This window comes from Devosia sp. LC5, from assembly GCF_000735585.1.
Taxonomy (GTDB): domain Bacteria; phylum Pseudomonadota; class Alphaproteobacteria; order Rhizobiales; family Devosiaceae; genus Devosia.
Genome location: NZ_JNNO01000023.1, coordinates 1 through 26,881, shown reverse-complemented (window position 1 = coordinate 26,881; position 26,881 = coordinate 1). Strand labels below are relative to the sequence as shown.

The 26,881-nt window shown below is 60.7% G+C and carries 19 protein-coding genes; 13 read left to right on the top strand and 6 right to left on the bottom strand.

What is annotated here, in order from left to right:
• Positions 1-278 precede the first annotated feature (278 nt).
• Genes FF80_RS12295 through FF80_RS21010 form a run of 4 tightly spaced genes read left to right on the top strand, consistent with a single transcriptional unit; the run spans position 279 to position 4,599 of the window.
• The gene (locus FF80_RS12295; RefSeq protein WP_035100796.1) at positions 279-1,403 is read left to right on the top strand and encodes an ABC transporter ATP-binding protein; all 1,125 of its coding nucleotides are present in this window, start codon (positions 279-281) and stop codon (positions 1,401-1,403) included.
• Positions 1,404-1,430: 27 nt separating this feature from the next.
• Complete coding sequence (locus tag FF80_RS12290; RefSeq protein WP_035100794.1) at positions 1,431-3,176, top strand: iron ABC transporter permease; 1,746 nt, start codon at positions 1,431-1,433, stop codon at positions 3,174-3,176.
• A gap of 17 nt (positions 3,177-3,193) precedes the next feature.
• Positions 3,194-4,204 (top strand): aldo/keto reductase, encoded by a 1,011-nt coding sequence (locus FF80_RS12285; RefSeq protein WP_035100792.1) that lies wholly within the window; start codon positions 3,194-3,196, stop codon positions 4,202-4,204.
• A 23-nt stretch (positions 4,205-4,227) separates the two neighbouring features.
• Positions 4,228-4,599, top strand: coding sequence for a nuclear transport factor 2 family protein (locus tag FF80_RS21010; RefSeq protein ID WP_052153468.1), 372 nt, complete (start codon positions 4,228-4,230; stop codon positions 4,597-4,599).
• A 38-nt stretch (positions 4,600-4,637) separates the two neighbouring features.
• On the opposite strand, the gene FF80_RS12275 is transcribed toward FF80_RS21010, so the two are convergent.
• Entirely contained in the window at positions 4,638-5,432 is a 795-nt protein-coding gene (locus FF80_RS12275; protein WP_160172831.1) for a FadR/GntR family transcriptional regulator, read from the bottom strand.
• A gap of 298 nt (positions 5,433-5,730) precedes the next feature.
• Here FF80_RS12275 and FF80_RS12270 point away from each other — a divergent pair, with 298 nt between their 5' ends.
• The 4 genes from FF80_RS12270 to FF80_RS12255 all read left to right on the top strand — a co-directional run bounded on the left by FF80_RS12270 (position 5,731) and on the right by FF80_RS12255 (position 10,268).
• Positions 5,731-6,810, top strand: coding sequence for an extracellular solute-binding protein (locus tag FF80_RS12270; RefSeq protein ID WP_035100790.1), 1,080 nt, complete (start codon positions 5,731-5,733; stop codon positions 6,808-6,810).
• A gap of 80 nt (positions 6,811-6,890) precedes the next feature.
• A complete protein-coding gene (locus tag FF80_RS12265; RefSeq protein WP_035100788.1) occupies positions 6,891-7,646 on the top strand; it encodes an electron transfer flavoprotein subunit beta/FixA family protein in 756 nt (251 codons plus the stop codon).
• Positions 7,647-7,662: 16 nt separating this feature from the next.
• The gene (locus tag FF80_RS12260) at positions 7,663-8,598 is read left to right on the top strand and encodes an electron transfer flavoprotein subunit alpha/FixB family protein (protein ID WP_035100786.1); all 936 of its coding nucleotides are present in this window, start codon (positions 7,663-7,665) and stop codon (positions 8,596-8,598) included.
• Positions 8,599-8,612: 14 nt separating this feature from the next.
• Positions 8,613-10,268: an electron transfer flavoprotein-ubiquinone oxidoreductase gene (locus tag FF80_RS12255; protein WP_081917411.1), complete on the top strand. Its 1,656-nt coding sequence runs from the start codon at positions 8,613-8,615 to the stop codon at positions 10,266-10,268.
• A 474-nt stretch (positions 10,269-10,742) separates the two neighbouring features.
• Here FF80_RS12255 and FF80_RS12250 read toward each other — a convergent pair whose 3' ends face one another.
• The 3 genes from FF80_RS12250 to FF80_RS12240 are packed head-to-tail and all read right to left on the bottom strand — an operon-like array spanning position 10,743 to position 16,512.
• A complete protein-coding gene (locus FF80_RS12250) occupies positions 10,743-13,856 on the bottom strand; it encodes an efflux RND transporter permease subunit (protein WP_035101254.1) in 3,114 nt (1,037 codons plus the stop codon).
• A 50-nt stretch (positions 13,857-13,906) separates the two neighbouring features.
• Positions 13,907-15,139, bottom strand: a complete 1,233-nt coding sequence (locus tag FF80_RS12245; protein ID WP_052153466.1) for an efflux RND transporter periplasmic adaptor subunit — start codon at positions 15,137-15,139, stop codon at positions 13,907-13,909.
• Positions 15,136-16,512: an efflux transporter outer membrane subunit gene (locus FF80_RS12240; protein WP_035100783.1), complete on the bottom strand. Its 1,377-nt coding sequence runs from the start codon at positions 16,510-16,512 to the stop codon at positions 15,136-15,138. The genes FF80_RS12245 and FF80_RS12240 overlap by 4 nt, the downstream gene beginning before the upstream one ends.
• Positions 16,513-16,709: 197 nt before the next feature.
• On the opposite strand from FF80_RS12240, the gene FF80_RS12235 reads away from it, so the two are divergent.
• Positions 16,710-17,435, top strand: coding sequence for a response regulator transcription factor (locus tag FF80_RS12235; protein ID WP_035100781.1), 726 nt, complete (start codon positions 16,710-16,712; stop codon positions 17,433-17,435).
• Positions 17,432-18,670, top strand: a complete 1,239-nt coding sequence (locus FF80_RS12230) for an ATP-binding protein (RefSeq protein WP_035100779.1) — start codon at positions 17,432-17,434, stop codon at positions 18,668-18,670. The genes FF80_RS12235 and FF80_RS12230 overlap by 4 nt, the downstream gene beginning before the upstream one ends.
• A 201-nt stretch (positions 18,671-18,871) precedes the next feature.
• Here FF80_RS12230 and FF80_RS12225 read toward each other — a convergent pair whose 3' ends face one another.
• Both FF80_RS12225 and FF80_RS12220 read right to left on the bottom strand, forming a co-directional pair.
• Positions 18,872-19,609, bottom strand: a complete 738-nt coding sequence (locus tag FF80_RS12225; RefSeq protein ID WP_035100777.1) for an NYN domain-containing protein — start codon at positions 19,607-19,609, stop codon at positions 18,872-18,874.
• Positions 19,610-19,780: 171 nt separating this feature from the next.
• Positions 19,781-22,087: a hypothetical protein gene (locus tag FF80_RS12220; RefSeq protein WP_035100775.1), complete on the bottom strand. Its 2,307-nt coding sequence runs from the start codon at positions 22,085-22,087 to the stop codon at positions 19,781-19,783.
• A 655-nt stretch (positions 22,088-22,742) separates the two neighbouring features.
• Here FF80_RS12220 and FF80_RS12215 point away from each other — a divergent pair.
• From FF80_RS12215 to FF80_RS12205, 3 genes are all read left to right on the top strand, one after another.
• Complete coding sequence (locus FF80_RS12215) at positions 22,743-24,518, top strand: flagellar hook-basal body complex protein (RefSeq protein ID WP_035101250.1); 1,776 nt, start codon at positions 22,743-22,745, stop codon at positions 24,516-24,518.
• Between the two features lie 69 nt (positions 24,519-24,587).
• Positions 24,588-26,423, top strand: coding sequence for a flagellar hook-associated protein FlgK (flgK, locus tag FF80_RS12210; protein ID WP_035100772.1), 1,836 nt, complete (start codon positions 24,588-24,590; stop codon positions 26,421-26,423).
• Between the two features lie 12 nt (positions 26,424-26,435).
• On the top strand, positions 26,436-26,881 hold a 446-nt coding region (locus FF80_RS12205), incomplete at its 3' end, for a hypothetical protein (protein ID WP_035100769.1).

Genomic DNA, 26,881 nt, shown 5'->3' with positions numbered 1-26,881 from the left:
GGTGTTATGGCGCCTATTTGATCATTTATAAGCGTTATACCGGCTTTTTCGACCTCTATCACCGCGGAAGGAGGCCTTGAAATCGAACTTTGGTCGATAATAGCATATTATTGAACCAAAGCAATTGACGTATGAATATGCCGTCAGCTAGTTTGCGCCCATTGAGTTTCCATATCCGCCGTTCTGGCGGGGTGCTCCCAAGAGTCCATACCAAGGATCGAGAGGGGCGGGTGGTTCGGTCTCCGGTGCCGAGATCGCTGGAAATTGGGAGGAAGACTGTGCTGCGCCTAGAAAACTTGAACAAGTATTATCCTCCAACCGGCGAGGTCGGTGCCGGGGCGATGCCTGCGCCGGCGCTTACCGACGTCTCGCTGGATATCGCTCAGGGAGAGTTCTTCACCCTGCTTGGCCCCAGCGGATGCGGGAAGACGACTACCCTGCAGTGTATTGCAGGGCTCGAGCATCCGGGCACCGGACGTATCACGATGGGTGACCGGGTCGTCTTCGACAGTGACCCGGGTATCCTGGTGCCGCCAAACAAGCGCGGCCTTGGCATGGTCTTTCAGTCCTACGCGATCTGGCCCCATATGACGGTCTATGAGAACGTGGCTTTTCCGCTGCAGCATGGCCCGCGCAAACTGCCCTCGAGCACGGTGCGCACGAAAGTGCAGGCGGCCCTCGAACGTGTCATGCTGCAGGACTATGTGGATCGGCCTGCGCCATACCTTTCCGGTGGACAGCAGCAGCGTGTGGCATTGGCGCGCGCCCTGGTCAGCGAGCCTTCCATTATTCTGCTCGATGAGCCTCTGAGCAATCTGGATGCCAAGCTCCGCGACGCCATGCGTGTCGAGTTGCGCGATCTGGTCAAGGCGCTGGGCATCACCACCATCTATGTCACCCACGACCAGACCGAGGCGCTCTCGATGTCCGATCGCATCGCCCTGATGAACAAGGGGCGCGTGGTTCAGCTCGGAACGCCGGAAGACCTCTACCTTCGGCCGAAGTCGGCATTCGTGGCCGAGTTCGTCGGGCGCAGCAATATCATCCAGGGCAAAGTCGAGCAGGTGGGTGTCGATGGGCGCGGCGTGGTGAACACGGCGTTTGGGCCGCTTTCTTGTCCCCTGCCGGCAACCGCGCAGCAGGGGCAGACAGCCGAATTGATGGTGCGTCCCCATGGCGTAGAGATCCTGCCCGCCGGGGCCGAAGCCAAGGGGGCGAACGTATTTGCTGCCACCGTCGGTCGCACCAGCTTTTTGGGCGAGTTCTTCGACATTGAGCTCGTGTCGGCGGATGGGGCCATCGTGCGGGTATTCGGTAGTCCATATCAGCGGCATGAGACGGGAACCGCGGTCGCCTTCCGCCTTCCCGAAGACCGGTGCCTTGTTCTGGCCTGTCGGTCGTAGCGACTGCTCTTGCAAAGGAACGCTTCAATGTCTTCTGCACCCGCCGCAGCACTGACCAATCAGCACACCAGGCGAAACGTCACAACGATCGTTTCCATTGTTTTGCTTGCGCTGATGACCCTTCTGGTTGTCGCGCCCCTGCTCATCCTGTTCCGGACCAGCCTGGCCCCCTCGGGGGAATTGCCTTTCGAGTCCGGTACCTACTCGCCCGACAATTATATCGAGGCCGTCACCAATCCTCGCCTGCTCGAGATTGTCCTCAATACGCTGCAATACGCGCTCGGTTCGGTGACTATTGGGGTATTGCTCGCCTTCGGCATAGCCTGGCTCGTGGAACGGACGGACCTGCCGGGCAAGGCGCTTGTGCGCACCCTGATGTATTCGTGGATGGCCATTCCGCCAGTGGTTTTGGCCTTCGGGTGGATTCTGCTGGGCAATCCCGGCAATGGCATCATCAATGTGGTGGTGCGCGCCCTGTTCGGTGTCGAAGGGGTGGCCTTTACCATCTATTCGATGAGCTCGATGATCGTGATCACCGGTCTCGCCATTGCGCCCACCGCTTTTTCGATGATTGCCGGCCTGCTGCGCAATATGGACCCGCAATTGGAAAGTGCCGGGGCGGTGCATGGTGCCTCAGGCCTGGGCGTGTTCCGCACGGTGACCCTGCCTCTGCTGGTGCCCGGACTGATGTCGGTCGGCATTCTGTTGTTCATGGCGATGATCCAGGCCTTCGACCTGCCGCTGGTCATCGGCCTGACCGCCAAGGTTCAGGTGCTGTCCACCCAGATTTTCCTACTGGCCAATTCCGACATTTCCCGCCCTGACTACTCGCTGACCGCCACGTTCGGCACGTTCTTCCTGGTTCTGGCGGCTGTGCTGATGACCGTCTATTTTCGTGTGGTCCGGCTGGGTGAGCGTTTCCGAGTGGTGACTGGCAAGGCCTTCCGCCCTTCGAAGCGTCCGCTCGGGGCCTGGAAGCTGCCAGCTGCGGTCATGGTGGGACTTTACTTCACAATCATGCTGCTGCCGTTCCTGGTGCTGCTCTGGACCAGCTTCCAGCCGTTCTATGCAATACCCTCCTGGGAGGCGCTGAGCCGCTTCACGCTGCAGAACTATGCCAGTGTCTTCAAGGAACGTCAGATCACCAGGGCCTTGTTCAACACGATCATCCTGATCCTGTTTTCCGCCACCATTGTGATGGTGCTCTCGGTGATGATCGCCTGGATTGCCGTGCGCACCAAGACCCGTGTGAGCCGTGCGCTGGAGTTGGTGTCCTTTGCGCCGATGGCCATTCCTCCAGTGGTGCTGGCGATTGCGATCCTGCTCATCTATCTGCGGACCCCGCTTTACGGCACGATCTGGCTGATCATCCTTGCCCATGTCACGGCCTATATCGCCTACGGCACCAGGACCATGCATGCCGCCCTGCTGCAGATTCACAAGGAGCTGGAAAGCGCGGCACTGATCTCGGGTGCAGGATGGTTCACCATGCTTCGGCGCGTGATCTTTCCGCTCCTCTTGCCGCATATTCTCAATGGCTGGCTTTGGGTGGCAGGTCACAGCGCCCGTGACATCACCTTTCCGCTGTTTCTCATCACAGCGACCAATGTCGTGGCGGCATCCGAACTTTACGTTCTCTGGACGACGCCGGAAATTCCGAAATCATCCGCGCTGGCCATCGTGCTGGTGGCCGGACTGCTGATGCTGGTGGTGCCAGTGCAGATTTTCACGTCCCGCCTGGAACTGGGGCGGTCGAGCAAATCCAGCGCCTGAACGAAAGAGGATATTCGATGCAATACCGGTATCTGGGTCGCAGCGGCCTCAAGGTTTCGCCACTGGCCCTTGGCACTTTCAATTTCGGCGGGCCTACGCCGGAAGACGAGTCCGTAGCGATCATGCTACGCGCCATGGCTGCAGGCATCAATCTGTTCGACGTGGCCAATTCCTACAATGAAGGGCGTAGCGAAGCCTATCTTGGTCGGGCTATCCGAGAATTCGGGAGGCGCGATGACATCGTCATCGCCACCAAGGTGCATTATCCGGTTGGCGAAGGGCCGAACGACCGGGGCAATTCCCGTCTGCATATCATTCGCGAATGCGAACGCAGCTTGAGGCGCATGGGAGTCGATCATATCGACCTCTATCAATTGCATCGCCCGGATTTCGAGGTGCCTGTCGAAGAAACTATGGGGGCGTTGAACGATCTCGTTCAGCAGGGCAAGGTGCGCTATATCGGCACTTCCACCCACCCGGCCTGGAAAGTCATGGAGGGCCTCGGCGTCAGCGAAAGACGCGGCCTGGTTCGTTTCGTAGCCGAGCAGCCCCCTTACAACCTGCTCGATCGCCGTGTTGAGAATGAATTGGTGCCGCTATGCCTGCAGGAAGGCATAGGGCTCATTCCTTATGCGCCACTGGCCCAGGGCGTGCTGGCAGGACGTTACACCAGCAAGGCAGATCTGCCCGCAGATTCTCGGGCCGTCGTTCGTGGCGGCGCCTATGCTGACCGCGTCAATGACCGCGGAATTGCCGTCGGCGTTGGTGTGGCGCGCATAGCGGGCGAGATCGGTGTGCCGGTGGCGCAATTGGCAATGGCGTGGGTGCGGGATCGTCCTGCGGTGACAGCGCCGATTTTCGGTCCGCGCACCATGGCGCAGCTGGAAGACATGCTGCCGGTTCTTGACCTGGCCTTTCCTGCTGAACTGGAAGCGCAGTTCGATGCGCTGGTGCCGCCGGGTAGCGCAGTGACCAATTTTCACAACGGATGCCGCTGGATGAAGCAAGTGCTCGAGATCAATGCGTGAGGACAACACGTGAGGACAACACAATGAACGCAGACTACACTGCAGTGGCCACACTCGCCGAAACTTATGCCCGAGCCTTTCACGAAGGCGACGCGGCAACCCTGAGGACCCTGTTCCTGCCGGACTGCCGTCTACAATTCGTTGCCGAAGGCGCGTTGAAACTCTTTCTCGCCAGTGAATGGATCGACATCGTTGCGAACCGTCCCTCTGCTGCATCGCAGGGGCACGAACAGCGGAGTGCACTACGCTCCATCCAGTTCGCCGGCCCCCATTGCGCGACGGTCATGCTCGAGATGGTCACGCCGACGCAAATCTTCGTTGACGTCTTGCACCTGCTGCGGCCCGCCGATGGCTGGAGGATCGTGGCGAAGGCCTTTCACTCGGAACTGATCTAGCGTCGTTTCCGAACAGGCTTGGCGGCCCCTGCCTTGTTTTATTCAATGCCCAGATGCCCCGCATAAGCGCCCACATGCCGCTCCATCCTGCGCTTTGCGGCGGCAGGGTCGCCTTCGATGATGGCATCGCTAATGCGGCCATGCACCTTGATGACCTGCTGCCTGATTTCGAGCGGGTTCATGCGCTCCACATTGGTGGCCGCATAAACCTGACCCGAGATCGACTCCATGAAAGCGATCATCAGGTCGTTGTGGCTGGCATGTATGACCGCCAGGTGCCAATCGATATTGGCGCGCAGGAACTCGTCAAGATCGTCAATGCTCGCCTCAAGGTTTTCGTGCATGGACCGAATCGCTTCGATATCGACATCGGTCCGATGCTTCGCTGCCAACATGGCCCCGGAAGGCTCGAGCGCGGCCCGCGCTTCGATCAATGAGGTCAGTTGCGTCTTGCGGCTCGATATATACAGACTGACAGTCTTGACGATGGTGTCCCGGCTTGGCTGACAAACCATGGACCCGCCGTTCCGGCCAGGCTTGGTCACCAGCAAGCCCTCGATCTCGAGCATGTGCAATGCTTCGCGAACCGACGAGCGCGACAGGCCGGCGCCTTCGGCCAGCTCGCGTTCAGTAGGCAGCATTTCCCCATTGGATAAACGGCCTTCCACAATCTCGTCGCGCAGATGAGATGCGAGGACGTCTGCCGCCTTGGGAATGCGAATTCGCTCGATACTGAAGCGGCGGCCGGTAGACTTCTCTGCACCTTTCAACGGACGCCCGACGGGCGACGGGTCTGCTGACTTGGCGGGAGTCCTGGGGCGTGTGGTTTTCATGAGGCCTCCTGAAACAGGCATTAGAATGGGCATATCTTATCTATGGATCATTGATCGGACAAATAAGTATTTTAGTTTCTGTGGCCGGTGCAGATTGGTGACTTGCGAAAGCGGACGGCTATGAAATGCGCCACCAACCTCCAAATGTCGATTTGGCATGTTTTTTTAAAAGGTCTGATATTATGTTGACGTGCATGTTTTCCGGATTTATCGTTGAGTCATGGCAAAGGGAGGAGCCTTGGCCATGAAAAGTCCGCGGCCCTGATCTGCCTGCGGCACAGGAGGAGAGTTCAAAATCATGCGCAAACTGAGCCATTTGCCGGCGCTACTTGTCGCTGGCACGATGTTCGCCACTTTGGGTGGTGCCGCCGTCCAGGCCGCCGAAAACGTTGAAGATCTGGTCGCTGGTGCGCGGGAAGAAGGCAATCTGGTGGTCCTGCTGCTTCAGCCCACCAAGCCGGAAAGCCGCGAACTGCTGATCGATGCGTTCAAGGACAAATACGATCTCGATATCAATATTGAATGGGCGCCGATGCACCCGACCACTCTGATGTCCCGACTGGCGGCCGAGAGTCCGTCAGGTCGGTTCAGCGCCGATGTGGGGCAGGGCAGTGTCGATGATCTGTGGCCGTCGGTTCAGGCCGGATATGTGGCCAATGTCGATTGGGCCGGTCTGTTCGCAGACAATCTGCGTGGCATTGCAGCGGCAACAGGTGGGGTGCCGCCGGAGATGAAGAACTCCGTCCTGGCCATGTATGACCTGGTCTATGGGTTAATCTGGAACCCCGATTTTGTCGACGAAGCCGACCTGCCGCAGAAGGTTGCGGATATGGCCGACCCAAAATGGCAGGGAAAGCTCGCGCTCAATGCCTTCCACATCGCGCCGGTCGACTATCTCAATTACGAAATCGGACATGACGCCACGGTGGAGATTGTCGAGGGGCTGTTGAACAACAACCCGGTGCTCAAGGACGGCAGCGGCGCAGTCGGAGCGGCTGTCTCGGCAGGTGAAGCGGCGATTGGGACGGGCATGGCTTACGCCACGGACCTGGCCATCGATCGCGGTGAGCCGCTCCGGTTCCGTCCGTTCACGGATTATACGCCGGTCCTGGGCATGAAGGTTTTCGTGCCCGAATATGCGCCCAATCCCAATGCCGCACGTCTGTTCGCTGCCTGGTTTGTAACCGAGGGCATGTCCATGGTCGGCGAAGAAGAGCATCTTGGCCAGTTGACCAATCCGGACTCCGCCGTGGGCGCCGATCTCAATCGCCGCATCGGCGAAGTCGGTTCGCATATGGTGTCCGTGTCATCGGCGGCTCAATTCGATGAGCTGACGGCTACCCGCAAGGTCATCGATGAAATGATCGCCGGCCACTGACCTTAAAAGCGCCTGGTACCCAAAGCGGGGCGCCAGGCGCATACGGCCTAACATAGCCGCCCCGGACTTCAGAGAAAGCCATGACCTATTCCATCCTTGTTCCCGTCAAGCAGGTTGCCGATTCCACAGCGCGGATACGCGTTCGCAATGATGGCAGCGATGTCGATCTGTCAGGCGTCAAGATGGCCGCCAATCCCTTTGACGAGATTGCCCTGGAAGAGGCTATCCGACAGAGGGAAGCGGGGATGGCGCGGGAAGTTGTGGTGGTTTCCATCGGTCCGCGTACCGCACAGGAAACCCTGCGCAAGGCGCTGGCCATAGGCGCGGACCGTGCCATTCATGTGCTGGCCCCGCGCGAGATTGAACCGCTTGCAGTGGCGAAAGTATTGAAAAAAATCGCTCAACGCGAGGCGGTGGACCTGGTTTTCCTGGGCAAGCAGGCCATCGATGATGATTGTAACCAGACAGGGCAGATGCTCGCCGAGTTTCTCGGTTGGCCCCAGGCAACCTTCGCGTCCTCTGTGCGGATTGCCGGTGGCGAGATCACCGTCGTGCGCGAGGTTGACGATGGCCTGGAAACCTTGGCGCTGTCCGTTCCGGCGGTGGTCTCTGTGGATCTGCGCCTTAACGAGCCGCGCTATGCGTCGCTGCCCAACATCATGAAGGCCAAGAACAAGCCCCTGGCCGAGATCGCCGTTGAGGACCTCGGCGTCGACATCGCGCCACGGCTGACCTTGCTGGGTGTTCGTGAACCGGACGTCCGTCAAGCGGGCACCATGGTTCGGTCGGTGGGCGAACTCGCCAGCATTTTGAGGTTGGCCGCAGGCCGTATCTGAGAGATCTGAGGCACTCATGTCCATTCTTGTCATAGTCGATCACACTGAAGCCAGTTTTCAGGACAGCGCCCGCCGGGCAGCTTCGGCGGCCGCAGAAATCGGAACCGGTATTCATATCCTGCTTGCGGGCGTCGAGTGCCGGCAGGCCGCCATGCAACTGAGCAGGATCAGCGGTGTCGATGCGATCATTCTGGCCGAAAACCAGCAACTGGACCGGCACCTGGCTGAGCCGATGGTGGAATTGCTGGCGCGGCTTGCATCGGATTATTCCGTGTTCATGGCACCTGCCGGAACGTCGGGTAAGAATGTGATGCCCCGCCTTGCCGCCAGGCTCGATGTGATGCAGGTGTCCGAAGTCATTAAAGTTGTGGCGCCCGACACCTTTGAGCGTCCCATCTATGCCGGCAGCGCCATAGCAACGGTGAGCTCGTCCGATCCCACGCTGGTCCTGACAGTGCGCAGTTCCGCCTTTGAGCCGGCTGCGCTGGATGGTGCTGCCGAAGTTCGCCAGATGCCTGCCAGCATAGGCGCGTCCGCATCGCGCGTGGTTTCGGTCAGTCCGAATATGAGCGAGCGGCCAGATCTAGGGAGCGCCCGCGTGGTCGTGTCGGGCGGTCGGGCCTTGGGAAGCCGCGAGGCATTTGAGTCCCTCATCCTGCCCCTTGCCGAACGAATGAATGCTGCCGTCGGGGCATCGCGTGCTGCAGTGGACGCGGGATTTGTATCCAGTGACTGCCAGGTCGGCCAGACCGGCAAGATCGTCGCCCCTGACATCTACGTCGCCTGTGGCATTTCCGGAGCCATCCAGCACTTGGCGGGGATGAAAGCATCCAAGATGATCGTCGCCATCAACAGGGACCCCGAGGCCCCGATCTTTGCGGTGTCGGACTATGGCCTCGTCGCCGATGTCTTCGAGGCCATTCCCGAACTTACGCGACAACTTCAAGACTGATGGGAAGCACTCCCATGGGTGAGCGTGAAGCGATATCGGTCGACGCGGTTGTTGTGGGTGCGGGCCCCGCGGGCCTGAGTGCTGCCATCCGGCTGGCACAAAGGGCACAGGCCAATGGTCAGCCGTTGACCATCATGGTTCTGGAAAAGGCCGCGGAAATCGGCGGGCACATCCTTTCAGGCGCCGTCATTGATCCTACGGCCCTGGATGCTCTCATTCCAGACTGGGCGGATTGTGGGGCGCCACTACGGACCCCTGTTAGCTCCGACAGTTTCAGTGTCCTGACCAGACAGGGCCGCTTCGCGGTGCCGCAATTTCTGCTGCCGCCGATCCTGAACAATCACGGCAATTATGTTGCCAGTCTTGGGGATATCTGCCGGTGGCTGGGCGAGCAGGCGGCCAAGCTCGGTATTGATGTATTCGCCGGGTTTGCAGCAACTGAACTGCTCTATGACCAGCAGGGGGCCGTCCGCGGCGTGGCCACCGGTGACATGGGACGCGACCGCGAGGGCAAGCCCAAGCCGGGTTTCACCGCTGGCATGGAGATACATGCACGCTACACTTTGATCGCAGAGGGCGCGCGGGGCTCACTCGCCAAACAATTAATCGCACGTTTCGATCTGGACCACGAAAGCGGTCCGCAGAAATATGGCATCGGTATCAAGGAGGTCTGGGAAGTGCCGGCGGAACGGCATGTGCCCGGACGCATCGAGCACACCGTTGGGTGGCCGCTTTCAACAGGAACCGGGGGCGGGGGGTTTGTGTACCACGGCGAGGGCCGGCGGGTGCATATCGGCCTAGTCGTTCACCTGAATTACGACAATCCTCATCTTTCGCCTTTTGACGAGATGCAGCGATACAAGACGCACCCTCACTTGCGTGCGCTCCTGGAAGGCGGGGAGCGCATTGCCTTTGGCGCGCGCGCTATGACCAGCGGTGGCTGGCAGTCGGTTCCGCAACTCGCTTTTCCGGGTGGAGCGCTGATTGGTTGTTCAGCAGGATTCATGAACTTGCCGCGCATCAAGGGCACGCACAACGCAATGTGGTCAGGCATCAAAACGGCGGATGCGCTCGTTGACGCACTGTCGGCCGGACGCGGCAATGACCTGATCGAGAACCTGAATGAGAGCGTGACCGAGGGGCCGATCCGGCAGGATCTTTGGCCGACGCGCAATGCAAAGCCTATTGTGAGTCGTTTTGGCGCGCTTCTGGGTTTGGGTCTGAGTGGGATCGACCTGTGGTCTCACAGAATACTGGGGCGGTCCATCTTCGGCACATTGCGCCACGGCAACGCTGACCACGCCACGCTAAAACCGGCAAAATCGGCGGGTTCCATCCTTTATGACAGGCCGGATGGCAAGCTTACCTTTGACCGCGCATCGTCAGTCTATCTGGCCAATTTGACACATGACGAAGAGCAGCCTGTCCATTTGCGCCTCCGCGACCAATCGGTTCCCACCGAAGTAAATTTGAAGATCTATGATGAGCCGGCGCAGCGGTACTGCCCGGCTGGGGTCTATGAAATCGTGGAGGAAGCGGGCGCGCCGCAATTGCGCATCAACGCTGCCAATTGCGTCCACTGCAAGACCTGCGACATCAAGGACCCATCGCAGAACATCGACTGGGTGCCGCCAGAGGGAGGGTCTGGCCCGAACTACGTGGGCATGTAGCTGTCATATTTGCGTGGAAGTTGGTGAGCGGCTGGTTTCGAAGAGCTCGGCTAGGTTCCGGTCCGCCGACAGACGAGCGCTGTTCCATCTGCTCAGCACCAGCGTCGTCACCAGCGCCACCACAGTAATCATCAGAGCGGCGTCTCGGACCAGGCGCGGTTGATTTGGTCACAAGTACATCGTCTGCTTGCCACCGGTTGAGAATATAACCGGACAGGCTGCAAGCGGCCCCATTCTTGCAGTTGCCCGGATCCCGCTAAATGGCTGAAAGGGGGCCGAAAGCAGACGGACGGCTTCTGGTGAAGGAACCGAGCAAGCAGTCGCTCCATTGAGCGGTGCGTTCGATTACCGACCGCATGCAGCAGTTTGGGCGGGTTGGTACCCTTACAAGTTGCCTTTGCTCCGCATCGATACGGATATAGTGCAGCGACTGGCGCCTCTGAGAGCACGTCGGAGGGGCCCGACCTTTTTCTATCATTCCTCAGGAACTGAAACTGTGACAACCTTGGTCCTGCCGCTCACGATGACGAAGAATACAGGAACGAGGAAAATCCCAAGTACTGTCGCCGCCAGCATGCCGCCCAGCACGCCGATACCGATGGCGTTTTGGGCGCCTGAGCCGGCCCCCGTGGCCGTGGCGAGCGGGAGCACCCCGAGAATGAAGGCCACCGAAGTCATGATGATCGGGCGTAGCCGTAAACGCGCCGCCTCCAGCACAGCTTCGATGGCGCTTCGGCCCTGTGCCGCCAGATCCTTGGCAAATTCGACGATCAGGATTGCATTCTTGGCGGCCAGGCCGATCGTGGTGAGGAGGCCCACCTTGAAATAGACGTCGTTGTCCTGCCCGAACGTGTGGGCGGCGACGACGGCGCCGAAAATCCCGACCGGAACGGCCAGGATGACGGAGAACGGGATAATCCAACTCTCGTAAAGCGCTGCGAGGCAGAGAAATACTGCTAGTACGGCCAGGCCGTACAGCATAGTGGCCTGCGAACCTGACAGGCGCTCCTGGTAGGACAGGTCGGTCCAGGCGACGCCATAGCCGCCCTCGAGCTTGGCGACCTGGGCCTCCATTTCGTCCATCGCGTCGCCAGAGCTGACGCCAGCGGCCGCAGATCCGCTGATCGTGACCGATGAGGTGGCATTGAAGCGGGCGAGCGAGCTGGAGCCTTTTTCCCAGGACGTGGTGGCAAAGGCCGAGAAGGGGACCATTTCGCCGGTATTGTTGCGCACATACCAGTTCTTGATGTCTTCCGGCTGCATGCGGAAATCGGCATCACCCGACATAATCACTGGCTTGATCTCGCCCTGATAGATGAAATCGTTGACCTGCGAACCGGAGAAGGCGGCCCCGAGCAAGGCATTGGCTGCGGCTAGATCCACGCCCAATGCACCGGCTTTCTCCTGGTCGATCGTCACCTTGAGCTGGGTGTCCAGATCGCGCGTGTTACCGCGAATATTGGTGACGATGCTGCTGCCGGCCGTATTGTCGGCGAGTTGGTTGGCCGCCTGTGCGAGCGCATCGGCACCGTTGTTGGCGTTGTCAAGCAATACCATAGAAAAGCCGTTGGACTGGCCCAGGCCCTGGATCACCGGCGGGGCCAGCGCGAAAATTTCGGCATCGCGGATTTTGGAGAAATAGCCCATGGCACGCCCGGAAATGGCTGCCGCAGAGAGACTGGGATCCGTCCGGTCGGCAAAATCCTTGAGCCGGACGAAGGCCATAGCGGCGTTTTCCCCGCTGCCCGAGATGCTGAAGCCCAGCGACATAAACACGCTGTCGACTGCCTCGGTCTCGACGTTGAGATAATAGTCTTCCACCAGGTCAATCACCGCCTGCGTGCGGGCGGCGCTAGCGCCGTTGGGCAGGGTAATGATGGTCATCAACACGCCCTGGTCTTCCTCGGGCAGGAAGGAGCTCGGCATCTGGCTGTAGACATAATAGGCGCCGCCACAAATGGCCGCGAAGACCACGAGCATGCGCAGCGGACGGCGAACGAGGTGGCCGACCGTGCTCACATAGCCCCCGGTCGCCTTGCCAAAGCCGGTATTGAACCAGCGGAAGGGCGCGAACCGTTTTTTGCCGGGATCATGCGGCTTGAGCAACATCACGCACAGAGCGGGCGTCAGGACGACGGCGACCAGCACGGACAGGATCATCGCGGTGGAAATGGTGATCGAGAACTGGCGGTAAATCACCCCCACCGAACCGGACATGAAGGCCATGGGGATGAACACGGCAGTCAGGACCAGGGCGATGCCGATCAAGGCGCCCGTGATCTGGGACATTGACTTCTCGGTCGCTTCGCGAGCCGATAGATGCTCCTCGGCCATGACGCGTTCGACATTCTCCACCACGACGATTGCGTCGTCGACGAGCAGGCCGATGGCCAGCACCATGGCGAACATGGTCAGCGTGTTGATTGAGTAACCCAGCACATACAGAACGCCGAAAGTGCCCAGCAGCACCACGGGCACCGCGATCATGGGGATCAGGGTGGCGCGGAAATTCTGCAGGAAGATCAACAGCACCACGAAGACCAGAATGATGGCTTCGATCAGCGTGTGGACGACCTTTTCGATCGAGAGCTCGACGAAAGGCGTCGTTTCATAGGAATAGGCGACCTCCACGCCTTCGGGCAGGGTATTGGCCAGACCGTCCAGCGCTTCGTGCACCGCCTCGGCAGTGTCCAGGGCGTTGGCGCCGCTGGTCAGCATAACGCCGAAACCCGCCGCCGGCTGGCCATTATAGGTCGAGCTGGAGCCGTAGGATTCGAGCCCGAGCTCGACCCTGGCGACGTCTGCCAGCCGGACGGTGGCGCCATCCTCGCCGGAGACGAGAACGATGTTCTGGAATTCCTCGGGCGTCTGCAACAGGCTTTGTGCGGTGACGGTGGCGCGCAATTGCTGGCCCTCGACAGTCGGCGAGGCGCCGATCGAGCCGACTGCAACCTGGGTGTTCTGTTTCTCGATGGCCGAAGAGACATCGGCCGGCGTCAGGCTGTACTGGGCCAGCGCCAACGGGTCGAGCCAGATACGCATTGCATAACTTGAACCGAAGGATTGGATGCCGCCGACGCCCTCAAGCTGCTCGATGCGAGGCTCGATAATGGAGGACATAATGTCGGCGAGCTGGTCACTGGTGTGGCTGCCGTCAGGCGAGACAATGTTGCCGATCATCAGGATGCTGTTGCCGGAGCGGCTGACCTCCAGGCCCGACTGCTGCACCGATTCAGGCAATTGGCTTTCGACCAGAGCGAGCTTGTTCTGTACCTGCACCTGGGCGATGTCCGGATCGACCGAACTGCCGAAGGTCAAATCCACGCTAGACGAGCCGGTGGTGGAGCTCGACGACATATAGAGCAGGTCAGTAAAGCCGGTCATGCCATTCTCGATAACCGTGGTCACCGAGTTTTCAACCGCTTCGGCGCTGGCGCCCGTATAGGTGGCCCTGACGCTCACTGTGGTCGGCGCGATTTCAGGATATTGGGAAATAGGCAGCGTATAGACGCTGACGATACCGGCCAGCGAAATGCCAATGGCCAGCACCATGGCAAAGATCGGCCGGGCGATGAAGAAACTGGCAATGGATTTGCGCGGCCCCTTGGCCGGCGCCGAATTGGTCACGGTCACCTCGCTCATGGGTTGGCTCCGGCAACTGGCATGGCGTCGGCAACTTCGCGCGGCGGCGTTTGCTTGATCACGCCATTGTCCTCGATGACCACGGCGAGCGGGCTGACCTCGTCGCCATTCGTGATCTTCTGCAATCCATCGACGATGAGCTGATCGCCATCCTTGACGCCTGACAGGACAACCCAGGCATTCTCGTACTCGCGACTGGCGGTGAGCACGCGTTGCTCGGCCTTGTTATCGGCGCCGACAAAATAGGCGGTGGGCTGCCCCTCGTCATTGAAGGTCACCGCCCGTTGCGGCACGAGATAGGCATTGGGCTGACTGCCCACGCTCACCGTGGCCCGAACGAACATGCCCGGCATCAGCAGACGATCGGGATTGGGCATGCTGGCGCGAATGGTGAAGCTGCCAGTGGTCTGGCTGACGATAATGTCGGCGGCCGAGATGGTGCCAGTCTGATCATAGCTGGAACCGTCTTCCAGGGTCAGCGAGATGGTGGGCGGCTCTCCGTTCTGCCCCTCCAGCGCACCCGACGTCAGGGCGTGGCGCAGCGCCAGCAGATTGGTGCTACTCTCGGCCAGTTCGATATCGACCGGGTCGAGTTGGCGAATGGTGGTCAGCGCGTCGGCCTGGTTTTCGGTAACCAGCGCGCCGATCTGTCCCTCGATAGTGCCAACGGTGCCGGAAATCGGCGCGGTGACATTGGCGCGGTCCAACGATAGTTGGGCTTTCCGCAGCGAGGCCCGCGCCGAGAGGAGTTGGGCCTTGGCCTGGGCCAAAGTGGCTTCGGCAGTATCCAGCTCAGTCTGGGCGACACCGCCCGACTGCACCAGGGAAGTGTAGCGGGTAACGGTGGCCTGGGCGGCAGGAATCTGCGACTCGGCACTGGCGACATCAGCCTCCGCCACCGCAACCTCGGCCTGGTAGCTCGCCGAGTCGATGACGAAGAGCACGTCGCCGGCGTTGACGTCTTGCCCTTCCGTAATCTTCACCTCGGTGATGAGACCGCCTACCTGCGGACGCACTTCGGCGGTCGCCGAGGCGGCTACCCGACCGGGCAATAGACTGGTCATCGCAACCGATTGGGCGGTCAAAGTAACGACGCCAACTTCGGTCGGACCGGCCGGCAGCCCCATGCCAGGAGGAAGGCCAGCAGGTTGTGCGAAAGCCGCGCCAAGCGGAAAAAACATGCTGGTGGACAGCACCAGAACCAAGCGGGAAAAGACAGAATGCGTCATGAGCGGGACTCCGCCGTGGTGGCGCCGGATATGTTCCAGCCGCCGCCCAGGGCTTTGCAAAGAATGATGTATTGGGTCGCCACCGCGACCGAGCTCTGCGCCAGCGAGTCGCGTGCGTCGTAGAGCGAGCGCTGGGCCGTCAGCAGGTCAAGCAGCGTCGTATCGCCCGCCCGGTAGAGATCATCGGCAATATCGGTGGCCTCGGAGTAGCTAGTATAGCTCTTGGCGAGCTCGCTGCGGCGGGCCTGTTGCTTGCTGAAGCCCACTAGCGCGTTCTCGATTTCTTCAACCGCTTCGAGCACCGTCTCGCGATAGGCAAGGTAGGCCTGCCTTGCATCGGATTCCTCAAGACGAACGGTGGCCTGCAGGGCGCCGCGGTTGAAAATGGGCAGGCTCAGCGTGGGGCCGAGCGACCAACTGGTGGAAGAACTCACCGAGAGATTGCCGGCCAGCGTCAGGCTTGGATAGAGGTCGGACTGCGCCACCCCGATATTGGCTGCGGCCTCGGCCAGGGTGCGTTCGGCCTTCCTAATGTCGGGCCGGTCCCGCATCAGGTCGGATGGAATGCCGGCCTGCACACTTCCCGACAGGCGCGGAATTTGCGTTGCGGCGGCAAACATGGATTTGAGCGCTGAGGGTTGCTGGCCCAGCAACACCCCCAATCGATGAATGGACTCGTTCAGCGAAATTTCGAGTGCCGGAATGCTCGCTGCGGTGCTCGCCACATCGCCTGCAAGCTGGGTGACGTCGAGCCGGGTGACGACACCGACTTCATTCTGCTTGCGGGTCAGCGCCAGGGTCTGGTTCTGGCTCTCCAGCGTCGTGCGGGCGATATGGATGCGGTCCTGATACCCCCGCGCCTCGACATAGGCGGTGGCGATATCCCCGATCAAGGTCAATCGCGCCATATTGGCTTCTTCGGTTGCCGCGTCGATCGAGGCCTGCGCGGCTTCGCGCCTTTTGGCCAGGCCGCCGAAGAGATCGATTTCCCAGTTGAGCGTAGCTGTCGCCGAGCGGTTCAATTCGACATCGCCACCGGCGCTGTTGCCTTCTGCTGCGGCCGAGCCCGAGGCCGACCCGGTCGGCAGGCCAATGCCACTGGCGGCAGCGGTTTCGCGGGCCGCAATCACTCGCTCGACGGCTTGCGCAACCGTCAGGTTCTGCTTGAGCCCGGCTTCGATCAGCGCGTTGAGCTGGGAATCGTTGAAGGCGCGCCACCACATCGTATTTGCGGTTACGGATTTGGCCCCACCCGCCACAGCGGTGCCGTAGCGGGCATTGGTGTCAACACTTGGCGCGACATAGGGCTGGCCTAGTGTCGTGCAGCCCGCAAGGAGCAGTGTGGTGGCAAGAGTCGTGGTGACGCGGAACACGGGGGACACTCCATTGCGCAGTTCGCCCCGCTTGATGCCCCAGCTTCTTTGCTCAGAATTGTCCCGATGTGTCGGTATATTGCTGGAAGGGCCATTATTGTTGCCAGATATTGCCAGACCGACCTTGGCAACGTGCGGTTACAAAATCGCGCTTTGCAATAGTCTCGTCTGGGCTATTGAAGATGTGGAGGTTTGCCATGTCCGCTCACATTCTGGTCGTCGATGACGATCTTGAAATTCGTCGCCTGCTCGCCCGCTTTCTCGGCGAACAGGGCTTTCGCGTTTCCCTTGCCGGCAGCCGGCAGGAATTCGATGAGCGGATTGCCAGCGAGGCCATCGATCTGGTGGTGCTCGATGTGATGCTGCCCGACGGGTCCGGGCTCGATATCTGCCGCATGCTGCGCAATCGCACGCCTCATGTTTCGGTGATCTTGGTGACGGCGCTCAAGGAAGAGGTCGATCGCATTATCGGGCTGGAACTGGGCGCCGACGACTATCTCGGTAAGCCGTTCAGCCCACGCGAACTGGTGGCTCGCATGCGTGCTGTGCTGCGCCGCGCGCCGGTCAACGCACCCAGCCCAGCAATCTCAACCGGGCAGCTTTATCATTTCGATGGCTTTACCGCCGATGCCTCGACCCGTTCGGTGATCGGTCGGGATGAGCTTCCGGTAGACTTGACCGGCGCCGAATATCAATTGCTGCAGGTGTTTCTGGACCGGCCGGGCCGGGTCCTTTCGCGCGATCAATTGCTCGATCTGACGCAGGGCCGCGAAGCCAACCCGTTTGATCGTTCCATCGACGTGCTGGTCAGCCGGCTTCGCCGCAAGTTCCGCGAAGCCGGCTCAGCCAACATCCTCAAGACCATCCGCAATGGTGGCTATCAGCTTGCGACGCGGGTCGAAGTCAGCGAGACCAGCCCGTGAGGTCGCTACGCTTCCGCATTGCCGCGATCCTGATCGGCGCCATCGTCGTCGTCGTCCTGGTAGCGACGACAGCCGTCATTTTTGCCCTGAACCAACCCGACCCCGACCGCATGGTGGTGCCGGTGGCGAGCCAGATCGTCGCTATCAGCGCCTTTTTTGATGAAAACCTTGATTCCGCAAGCCAAGTGGCCACCCAGCCGAGCGAGACGGGGCCATTGCGGCCCGATTTGACCGATGCCCTACAAGCCCGCCTGGGCCAAAGCGGCGTCGACCTGCCAGTCGCCGTCCATGACAAGATCGAACAGGATGGGCAATTGGCCTTGGTCGAGGTGGCCGGCCGGCAACTCGCTGTCGAATTTCCCAATATGGATGGGCCGCCGCCCGAATTATGGATTGCTCTGGCCTACTGGCTTGGCCTGATCGTGTTGGGAGTGATCGCGGTTTCCCTATTCATGGCCTATCGCGTGACGCGGCCCTTTGCCATGCTGGAAAACGCCGTCAATTCAGTCAGTAGCGATGGTGTCATTCCTCATATCCCGGAGGTTGGATCGGGGGAAGCGCGCCAAACCGCCTCCGCTCTCAACCGGCTCTCAGCCCGCCTTAAAAGCGCCGTGGAAAGCCGCATGCGGCTGGTCGCCGCCGCCGGCCACGATCTGCGCACCCCCATGACCCGTATGCGCATCCGGGTGGAATTCCTGCCCGACGAAGACCGCGATTCCTGGATCAAGGATATCGATGAACTCGAACTGATCGCCGATAGTGCGATCCGCCTGGTGCGCGAGGAAGTGTCCTGGGGTGATCACAGCCCAGTGGAACTGCACAAGCTGCTGGCCGAAACGGTCGAGGAACTGCAAGCCCAGCATTATTTGATCGAGCTGGGCCGGCTCGACGGGGCAATCATAGATTTGCTGCCAAGCCTGGCCATGCGGCGGGCACTGCGCAATCTTCTGATCAATGCTGCTACGCATGGCAAGGGCGGGACTGTGAGCCTGGTTGCCAACGGATCCAGCGTCGTGATCGAGATCGCCGACAAGGGGCCGGGCATTCCGCAAGACTTGCTCATGCGTGTCTTCGAACCTTTTTTCCGTGCTGAGCCCGGCCGCGTCCAAACTATTCCCGGCGCAGGCCTCGGGCTGGCGATCGCCAAGGAGATCATCGAACGTTCGGGCGGCCAGCTTGAAATCCGTAATGGCCAGTCGGGCGGCCTGGTTCAGACGGTCACGCTACGCGGCTGAGGCTTGAGCCGGTCGTGCGCGCTGCTCGACTGGACACAGTGGGATCGCTTTCCGTTCCACCTATAGGAAGCGAAGCGAGTTCCAAACGTGGGATATGAGGCGTCATGGACGTTGCTGTGATATACCCACCGGCGGCTTTTGAGATTCTTGCCTGCCGTTGGCAACGGCCGGAATGGAGCGCAGAGCCGCAACGCTCGCCGGCTATCGGCGATGCTTTTTATCGAGCTTAGCTCGAATACGAAGAGCTCGGCCCTCCGGCTGATCAAGCTCGAACGCGCTGGTCTGCCGAACGAGGTCGCTTAGTTTACGGAAGCCGAAAGTGCGCGGGTCAAAATCAGACGCCAGGTTGGCAAGCTGATTGCCGACCGCGCCAAGGGGCACCCATCCGTCCTCAGTGTCCATCTGCTCCATCACCCGCATCAGAATTGGCACGGCATCGGCAGGCAATTGGAGGGGGGCAGCCTTCGCTCCCGCGCTCTCCACATTTGCTGGGGCTTCCGGCAAAAGATTCTCAGTGTAGACGAAGCGGCGACAGGCTTGTCGGAAACTCTCTGGCGTTTTCTGCTCGCCAAAGCCGAAGACATCAACACCCTGCTCCCGTATGCGAGCGGCGAGTCGTGTGAAGTCACTATCAGATGACACGAGGCAAAAACCATCGAACCTTCCACTGTGTAGGAGGTCCATGGCGTCGACCACCAATGTTATGTCGGAAGCGTTCTTGCCGGTGATGTAGGCAAACTGCTGCTGTGGAATGATCGCATGCTTCGACAACACATCGGCCCACGCCTTAGACCGCGGGCTGGAAAAGTCCCCATAGATGCGCCGGACACTCGCTTCACCAATCTTAGCTATCTCTTCGAACAGGCCATCGGCAATCCGAGCCGAGGCGTTGTCGGCATCGATCAGGACGGCGAGACGTGGGGAGCGGGTGTCAGGCATGAGCGGATCCGGTGGCGACCGCCCAATATGGCAAGGCAAATGGCTGATTGGTCAAGGGGCCGTGGAGTCGTCAAACCAGGGTGTCCGCTTTTGGTGGATGGCCATGCCGGCCTCAACGGCTGGAATGGGGCGCTTGTTTGCCACACTTGGCGATTCCTCCGATGCCAATCATCAAGCCGCCTCCCATACCCTATTGAGTACCTTCGCAGCGATTGCCGCCTTGTCCTGAGGCAGGAAGCGCCCGTAGTGTTTTGCCACCATGGCCGGCGTGTCTTGGATGGCGTAGCTGGCCTGCTCATACGACCCTGTTTGCTTCAAGATGTGGGTCGCCAGCACGTCGCGGACATTATGCGGACCGTGCGGAAGCAAGCCCCGGATGACACCACGGCCGGTGTAGGGATTGTAGATGCCGTAGCGTTGGATGGTCAGGCGCCATGCTTCGTAGAATGTGTTCTGATTATATGATGCGTCGGCGCTGGTCCGTTTGACCGACTTCACGAAGAACGTGCCGGGGTCTGCCGCATCGCCGATCAGGCGGACCCGGTGCCGATCCAGATAGGCTTCGATCATATCGTAGAGCCCGGCCAGGTCTGGCAGCACCAACCGGAACGGCTTCGACCCAAAGAACGACGACGTCGAGTTCTTGAACGCAACGGCCGGGATCAGAACTTCCCAGCCTTTATCGCGATCGCTCCACCGCAGCTCGCCTCGTTTCCTGTCCTCGAGGTGCCGCTCCGACGTCGGCATGCGGCCGCGCGGGCATACCAGGAGCTCGCGCAGGTTTCGTTGCCGCAGCCCGAGGTGCATGCCCAGGCGCAGCAGCAGGAACGACCTGACGGCTTCGGCGGCCGCGCGGGGATACCGACGTTCGTCCGGCATTAGGCGCAGGATTTCCTCGGTAATCTTGCGGTATTCCCCGACCGGGCTGTCGGACTCTAGCACCGGCAGGATGGGCTCGAACGGGTCGCGGTGGATGCGCGCGACGCGCTGGATTTCCTTAATGCGGTGTCGAGCGTGCTTGTGGAAAGTCTCGCAAGCGGCGTCCCAGTCCTTTTGGACCGTCTCGATATCATGGTCGGATATCAGACCCGGGATCGACCGCAGGCGATCGGCGAGCGCTGGCGTCTGCCGTATCCAGCCTGTGTCGGCCCGTGTCATGCCCAGGACCACACTGAGCATGTCGACTTCCCATTTCGTGTAGAATCCGCGCCGGCGCTCGCGCCATTGCAGGTACCAGTCCCATACAGACGGAAAGACCAGCATGGCGAAGCACAGGCTATCCAGCGGCACGCCGCAGCCCTTGACCGTACTCCGGGGATCCGACGCCAGCGAGCCGAACATGAGGCTGAGATGCTCGACCTTCTGCGATGCCGTCTCCTCGTTCCAGACGCCATTACGCTGGAGACCGAAAGCCGTCAGCGTGGCGGTCTTGAAACGCAGGAGCTCGTTCATTTCGCGGTCCAGCGCCGCCGGCGCATCGACCACTGCCGACTCCAGTTCCGCGTCCAGGTCGTCTGGGTCGATGTCCCGATTGTCGTTGGCCATGACCGACTTGCGCTGGCGTCCCAGGAAAGCGGTAAAGCGGACCGCATATTTTTGCTTCATGGCCTCGGCCTGATAGCGGCGATAATCCGTCGATCCCGTGATGATGATCCGGCGCACCCAAATCAGGATTTCGTCCTGCTCCGATTTCGACCGGCTGAGGAAGTCGTCGGGCAGATGCCAAGCAAGGCGCCGGCGCTCATGTGCAGAAATCCCCTCGAGGCCATTTCCGTACGTAGCCCGTCCGCGGTTCGGCACCTTGGACTTGAAGTAGCCCTCGGGCAGTCGGTAGCGACGTTCGACCTTGGCAAGGACGGCCAGGCTTTGCACCGTGCGCGGCACCAGCTGGCCGGTGCACCACTTCATCAGGGTGCGCTGGTCGTTGGCGGTCCCCCTGCTGTCCAGCGCCAGGAATAGGTGCCGGACCGAATCGCCGTGGCGTCGCATGTGCAGGTTCAGCGCCTCGGAAAGGGTCTCCGGTTCCTCCCATTCGGTCCACAGCGGCTCGGGGAACTCCACGATCACCTTCGGCTTCGGCCCGCGCTTACGTGGTGCTGATTTTTCTGCGGCCGCGACCGACCGGGCCTTTCGCACCGATCGAGCGTTCCGCGTCTCGGCGGCCAGGATATCTTCAGGTGGCGTCCGGAGAGATGGCGCCGCGTCCTGCAGGGCGACTGCACGCGATACGGCATCGAAAACCGGCTGGAGCTGGTGCCGAGCGGACTGGAGCCGATCCTTCTCGACGCTGGCGGTAATGGCGACCTGCGCCCAGTCGATCCATCGGCCGCGATACGGCGGGAATACGAGTAGCTCTAGGAGGTCTGTGAGATACCTACAAACCGCGGACCGCTCGTTTTCCTCGAGGACTTTCGCCAAGCGAAGCCGGCAGAAATCGGAGATCATTCGCGGGGTGAGGGCACCTTTAGGCATCGGCATATCGCGTCCATGGTTTTGGGCGCGCACGCAAATGACCGAGTCGATTTAACGAAAGCTTTATGGATCCAGATCAGGTGCTGACAGCCTACAACTGAGAGCAGCACCACCCAAGATTCAATAACATGCCTATTCTCAAGTCCACCTTTGGGAACTGCAATCTTTTCGGCTAACGACCCAATGCGGCTCTTCTCCTACAGCGCTTCAAACCGCGGAATGGCAGCTTTCGTATTCCCGATAACATGAGATGGACGGTCAAAAGGGGGGCGCAAGCAGCCACGTGGCGATTGGTTCAACACTGGACGAAAGCAGGGGGCACGGACGACTTGGCAGGACTGGGTGCTGCCGGCCTAGTAGCAGCTCCGATATATTGTTGTCGGCAGGATGCAGGTGGCTCGTTGATCCGGGAAATACTAAATCTATGCCCGCGAAAATACGTGGCCATTCGGCAAAAATACCAGACTTAACCCCCACGGCTCAACAAGCGGGCGGCAATTTCTGCCGGTGGGCCCGGACTCAATTGCCGGGTTTTCGCCGCAATTGCCCGGTCTCTGAGGAAATTACCTTTTAAAATCAACGCCAAGCGCAGTTGGCACTCTACTTGCTCCTCTACCTGCTGAACAGGCGCAACCAGCGCGAGCAGTTTGAGGAGTTTTTGATGGGTATTTACGGGGCTCTTTCCAGTGCGGTGACGGGTCTGCGAGCGCAGGCGCACGCGCTGGAAAACATTTCCGGCAATATCGCCAACTCGCAGACGACTGGCTACAAGCGCATCGAAACCGATTTCCTGGATCTAATCCCCGACGCTCCCGTCCGCCGCCAGGTGCCGGGCGCGGTGCTGGCGCAGTCGCGCGGCACCAATGACGTCAAGGGCGACATCAAGACGGTGGCGAACGAGACCTTCATCGCGCTCAATTCCAACGGCTTCTTCGTGGTCGAGCCCAAGAACGGGCAGGCCGATGGCGACGGCACCTTTGCCGGCACCAATTTCTACACCCGCCGCGGCGATTTCGAGATCGACAAGGATGGCCTCCTGGTCAATGGCGCCGGCTATTACCTCAAGGGCCTGGCGATCGATCCGGCGACGGGCAACGTCTCGGGCTCGGCCCCGGCCGTCATCAAGCTCTCCAATGCCTTCCTGCCGGCCCAGCAGACCACCCGCATCAATTACCAGGCCAACCTGCCGCAATTGCCCAAGACCGATGCATACAAGGCCTCGGTACCCAATAGCGAGCTGATGCGGGCCGGCGATTATCTGCCGAGCACCTTCACGCCAGCACGCGCCACCTCGACCACCGCGTTCACCACCGACCCTGCCGATCTGGTGGGCGAGTCCCTGACCATTGCGATCAGCGGCACTGCGTTCAACTACAATTTCTACTCGGCCGCTGCCGGCGCTCCGCCCGCCAATAACGCCTCCAACATGTATATCGACACCGATGGCAAGACGGTCGCCCAGGTCCTGGCGGAAGTTGAGACCCATATGCAGGGTCGTCCGAATGGCTCCGGTTCGACCGTCGCTATCCCGGCCACCGGTACCGACGCCGGCAAACTGCAGATCACCATGCCCACCAATTCGGGTTTCGCCATGACAGCCTCGGCCAGCGCCGGGCTTTCGACCTCGTTCAACACCACGCCGCCGGTCAGCTCAGTGGCCAATGGCACGCCGGTGAACGCCATCACCGCCAATCAAAATGCGCAATTCCTTACCAACACGATCCCCGCCGGCTCCATCACCGTCTACGCCCAGAACGGCGCCCCGGCTGAGGTGACCATGCGCTGGGCCAAGGTCGATAGCGCCACCAGCACACCCCCCGGCACCGATACCTGGCACCTCTATTACATGTCCAACGGCAATGCCGCCGGTACGGAGACGCAGTGGACCCGTGTCAACGAAACCTTCCAGTTTGCCGCCAATGGATCGCTGGCAGCGCCGACGGGCGGCGCCACCACGCTGACCGGCCTCAACATCAACGGCATCGGCGTGGGCGATGTCGAATTGCGCTACGACACCAACGGGTTGACGCAGTTCGCTGATGTGAACGGCAAGGCCAATACCTCGACGCTGAACCAGAACGGCTATGGCGCCGGCGAATTCGTCTCGGTGGCCATCAATGACAATGGCCGGGTGGTCGCCACCTATTCCAATGGCGAGCGCATCGACATGGCGCAGGTGGTCACGGCCAATTTCAACGCCATCAACTCGCTCAAGCGGCTCGATGGCGGAGTGTTCGCGTCGACCTCGGAATCGGGCGAAGCCATTCTGGACCTCACCGGCGAGGGCATTATGGGCGGTGCGCTCGAAGCCTCCAACACCGACATTTCCGATGAATTCACCAAGCTGATCGTGACCCAGCAGGCCTATGCCGCCAGCACTCGCATCGTCAGCGCCGCCGACAAGATGCTGCAGGAAGCGCTCAACATGATCCGCTAGAAGCGGCGGCGACAGTTTGGGTTCGCGGCAATGGCTGCGGACCCTGTTCTCGCGTGAGGAGCCCAAGACATGGGTTTGACGACATCTCTGACAAATGCGGTTTCGGGTCTGCGCACCAGCCAGGATGCGCTCTCCATCCTCAGCCGCAACGTGGCCAATGCCGGAACGCCCGGCTATCACCGGCAGTCGCTCAACGTCGTCGACTACAATTCGCAGAACAGCAGCTATGCCCGTACTTTGGGCACCACGCGCGCCTTCAACACCAGCCTGCAGACCTATTACACGCGCCAGGTCAGCGATGCCGCCAATTCGGGCATCCAGGCCAATTATCTCGATCGCCTGCAGGGCGCGCTGGGCAAGCCCGGCACTGCCGGCTCGCTCGATACCATTTTTGCCGATCTGCAAAAGACCTTGCAGGGCATTGCGACCAGCCCGGACGACTATGCCGCCCGCTCTCAGGCCGTCGCCTCTGCCCAGACCATGGCCGAGACTCTCAATCGCCTGTCCGGCACGGTCCAGGGCATGCGCCAGGAAACCGAAGGGCAGATCGCCAGCCACGTCAACAATCTCAATGGCATGCTCAATTCGCTCGCTGAAGTGAACAACCGCATGCTCGACCTGGGCATGACCGATTCCGCGCGCGCCAGCTTGCAAGACCAGCGCGATCGCCTGGTCTCTGGTGTCGCCGAACTGATCGACGTGCAAGCCGATTACCGCGCCAATGGCACCGTTTCCCTGATGACCCGCTCCGGTGTGGGGCTATTGGACAATGGCGTCTCGCAATTCTCCTTTGAAAGCGCGGGCAATCTCTCCCCCAATTCGCAGTTCAATGTCGATCAGAACCAGACCTCGGTCGGCAAGCTGATCCTGACCACCCCGTCGGGCCTCAAGCTCGATCTGGTGGCGCAGGGCATCCTGCAGGGCGGGGAACTGGCGGGCCTCGTCACCCTGCGCGACCGCACCCTGGTGGAAGCGCAGGACCAGCTCGACGAGATCGCGGCGGGCCTTGCCCAGGCCTTCTCGACCAAAACGGCGCAAGGCACGCCTGCCAGTGCCGCGGGCGCTTCGGGCTTCGATCTGAGCCTGGCCAATATGCAGCCCGGCAATGACGTGGTGCTGACCTATACCGAGAACGGCGTCGAACGGCGCGTTCGCGTGGTCAACAGCACCGATGGCAAGGATTATGTCGACGCCACCGGGCAGCGCGTCATCAGCATCAATCTGTCGGGCGATGCCACTGCGGCCGCCAACATGCTGGGCAGCAAGCTGCCCAACCTGACAATCAGCAGCACCGGCGCGGGCAATATTCGCGTGCTGGATGGCGGCGCGGGCGGGCCGACCACGGTCAAATCGGCTGCCGTGCGCACGACCGCTTCAGGCGTGCAGGGCGATGGCCTGGCGTTCAATCTGTTCGTGGATCAGGGCGACTCGTCCTTCACCAATAATCTCAATGGCATTCCGCCGCAGAAGCAGGGCTTTGCCGCGCGCATCACGGTCAATAGCGCGATCCTGGCTGACAATCGCCTGATGGTGCAGCACGAGGTGGGCGGTACGCTGGGCGATGCCGATCGCGCCAATTTCGTCATCGGGCAGCTCAACGACCTCAAATTCGTCTCCGGCGGCAATCCGGCCGATTCCAAGAATTTCCAGCTCAATGGCAATCTGGGCGAGGTGATCGGCCAGGTCCTCAATTTCCAGGGCTCCAGCATCAATGCGGCCCTGACCCGGTCCGATGACCGCCAGCTGACCCTCGACACCATCGTGGATCAGATGTCGTCCGAATACGGCGTGGACGTCAATTCCGAGATGGCGCGGCTGATGGAGCTGCAAAACGCCTATGCCGCCAATGCCCGCATCGTGTCGGTGGTCAAGGAACTGCTCGACGCCCTGTTTGCTTCGACCTGAGGAGACCCCTGAATGATCGTCAACAAGTCGATGTATCCGATCCAGACCGGGTTCTCCGTCATCTCGCGCATGCAGGATCGCTTTGCCACGCTACAGACCCAGCTGGGCACCGGCATGAAGGCATCGACCCTGGCCGAGATGGGCAACGATCTGCCCATGTCGATATCGGTGCGCTCGCGCCTCGCCAAGATCGATTCGTTCTCCGCCAATATCGACACGGTCAATCTGCGCCTGAGTTTTCTCGACAATGCCATGACGCGCCTCGACAAGATGGAAGCCGAGGGGCGCGCTTCGGCCATGCCGGGCCAATATGGCACCAACAATATCAATATGGCGACGCTGCCGGGCCTGTCTTATGCCCGGCTGGACGAGCTGGTGACCATGCTCAATTCCGATATTGCCGGGCGCTATCTGTTTGGCGGCTCCAATACCGACAAGGCGCCGCTGCCCGATACCAC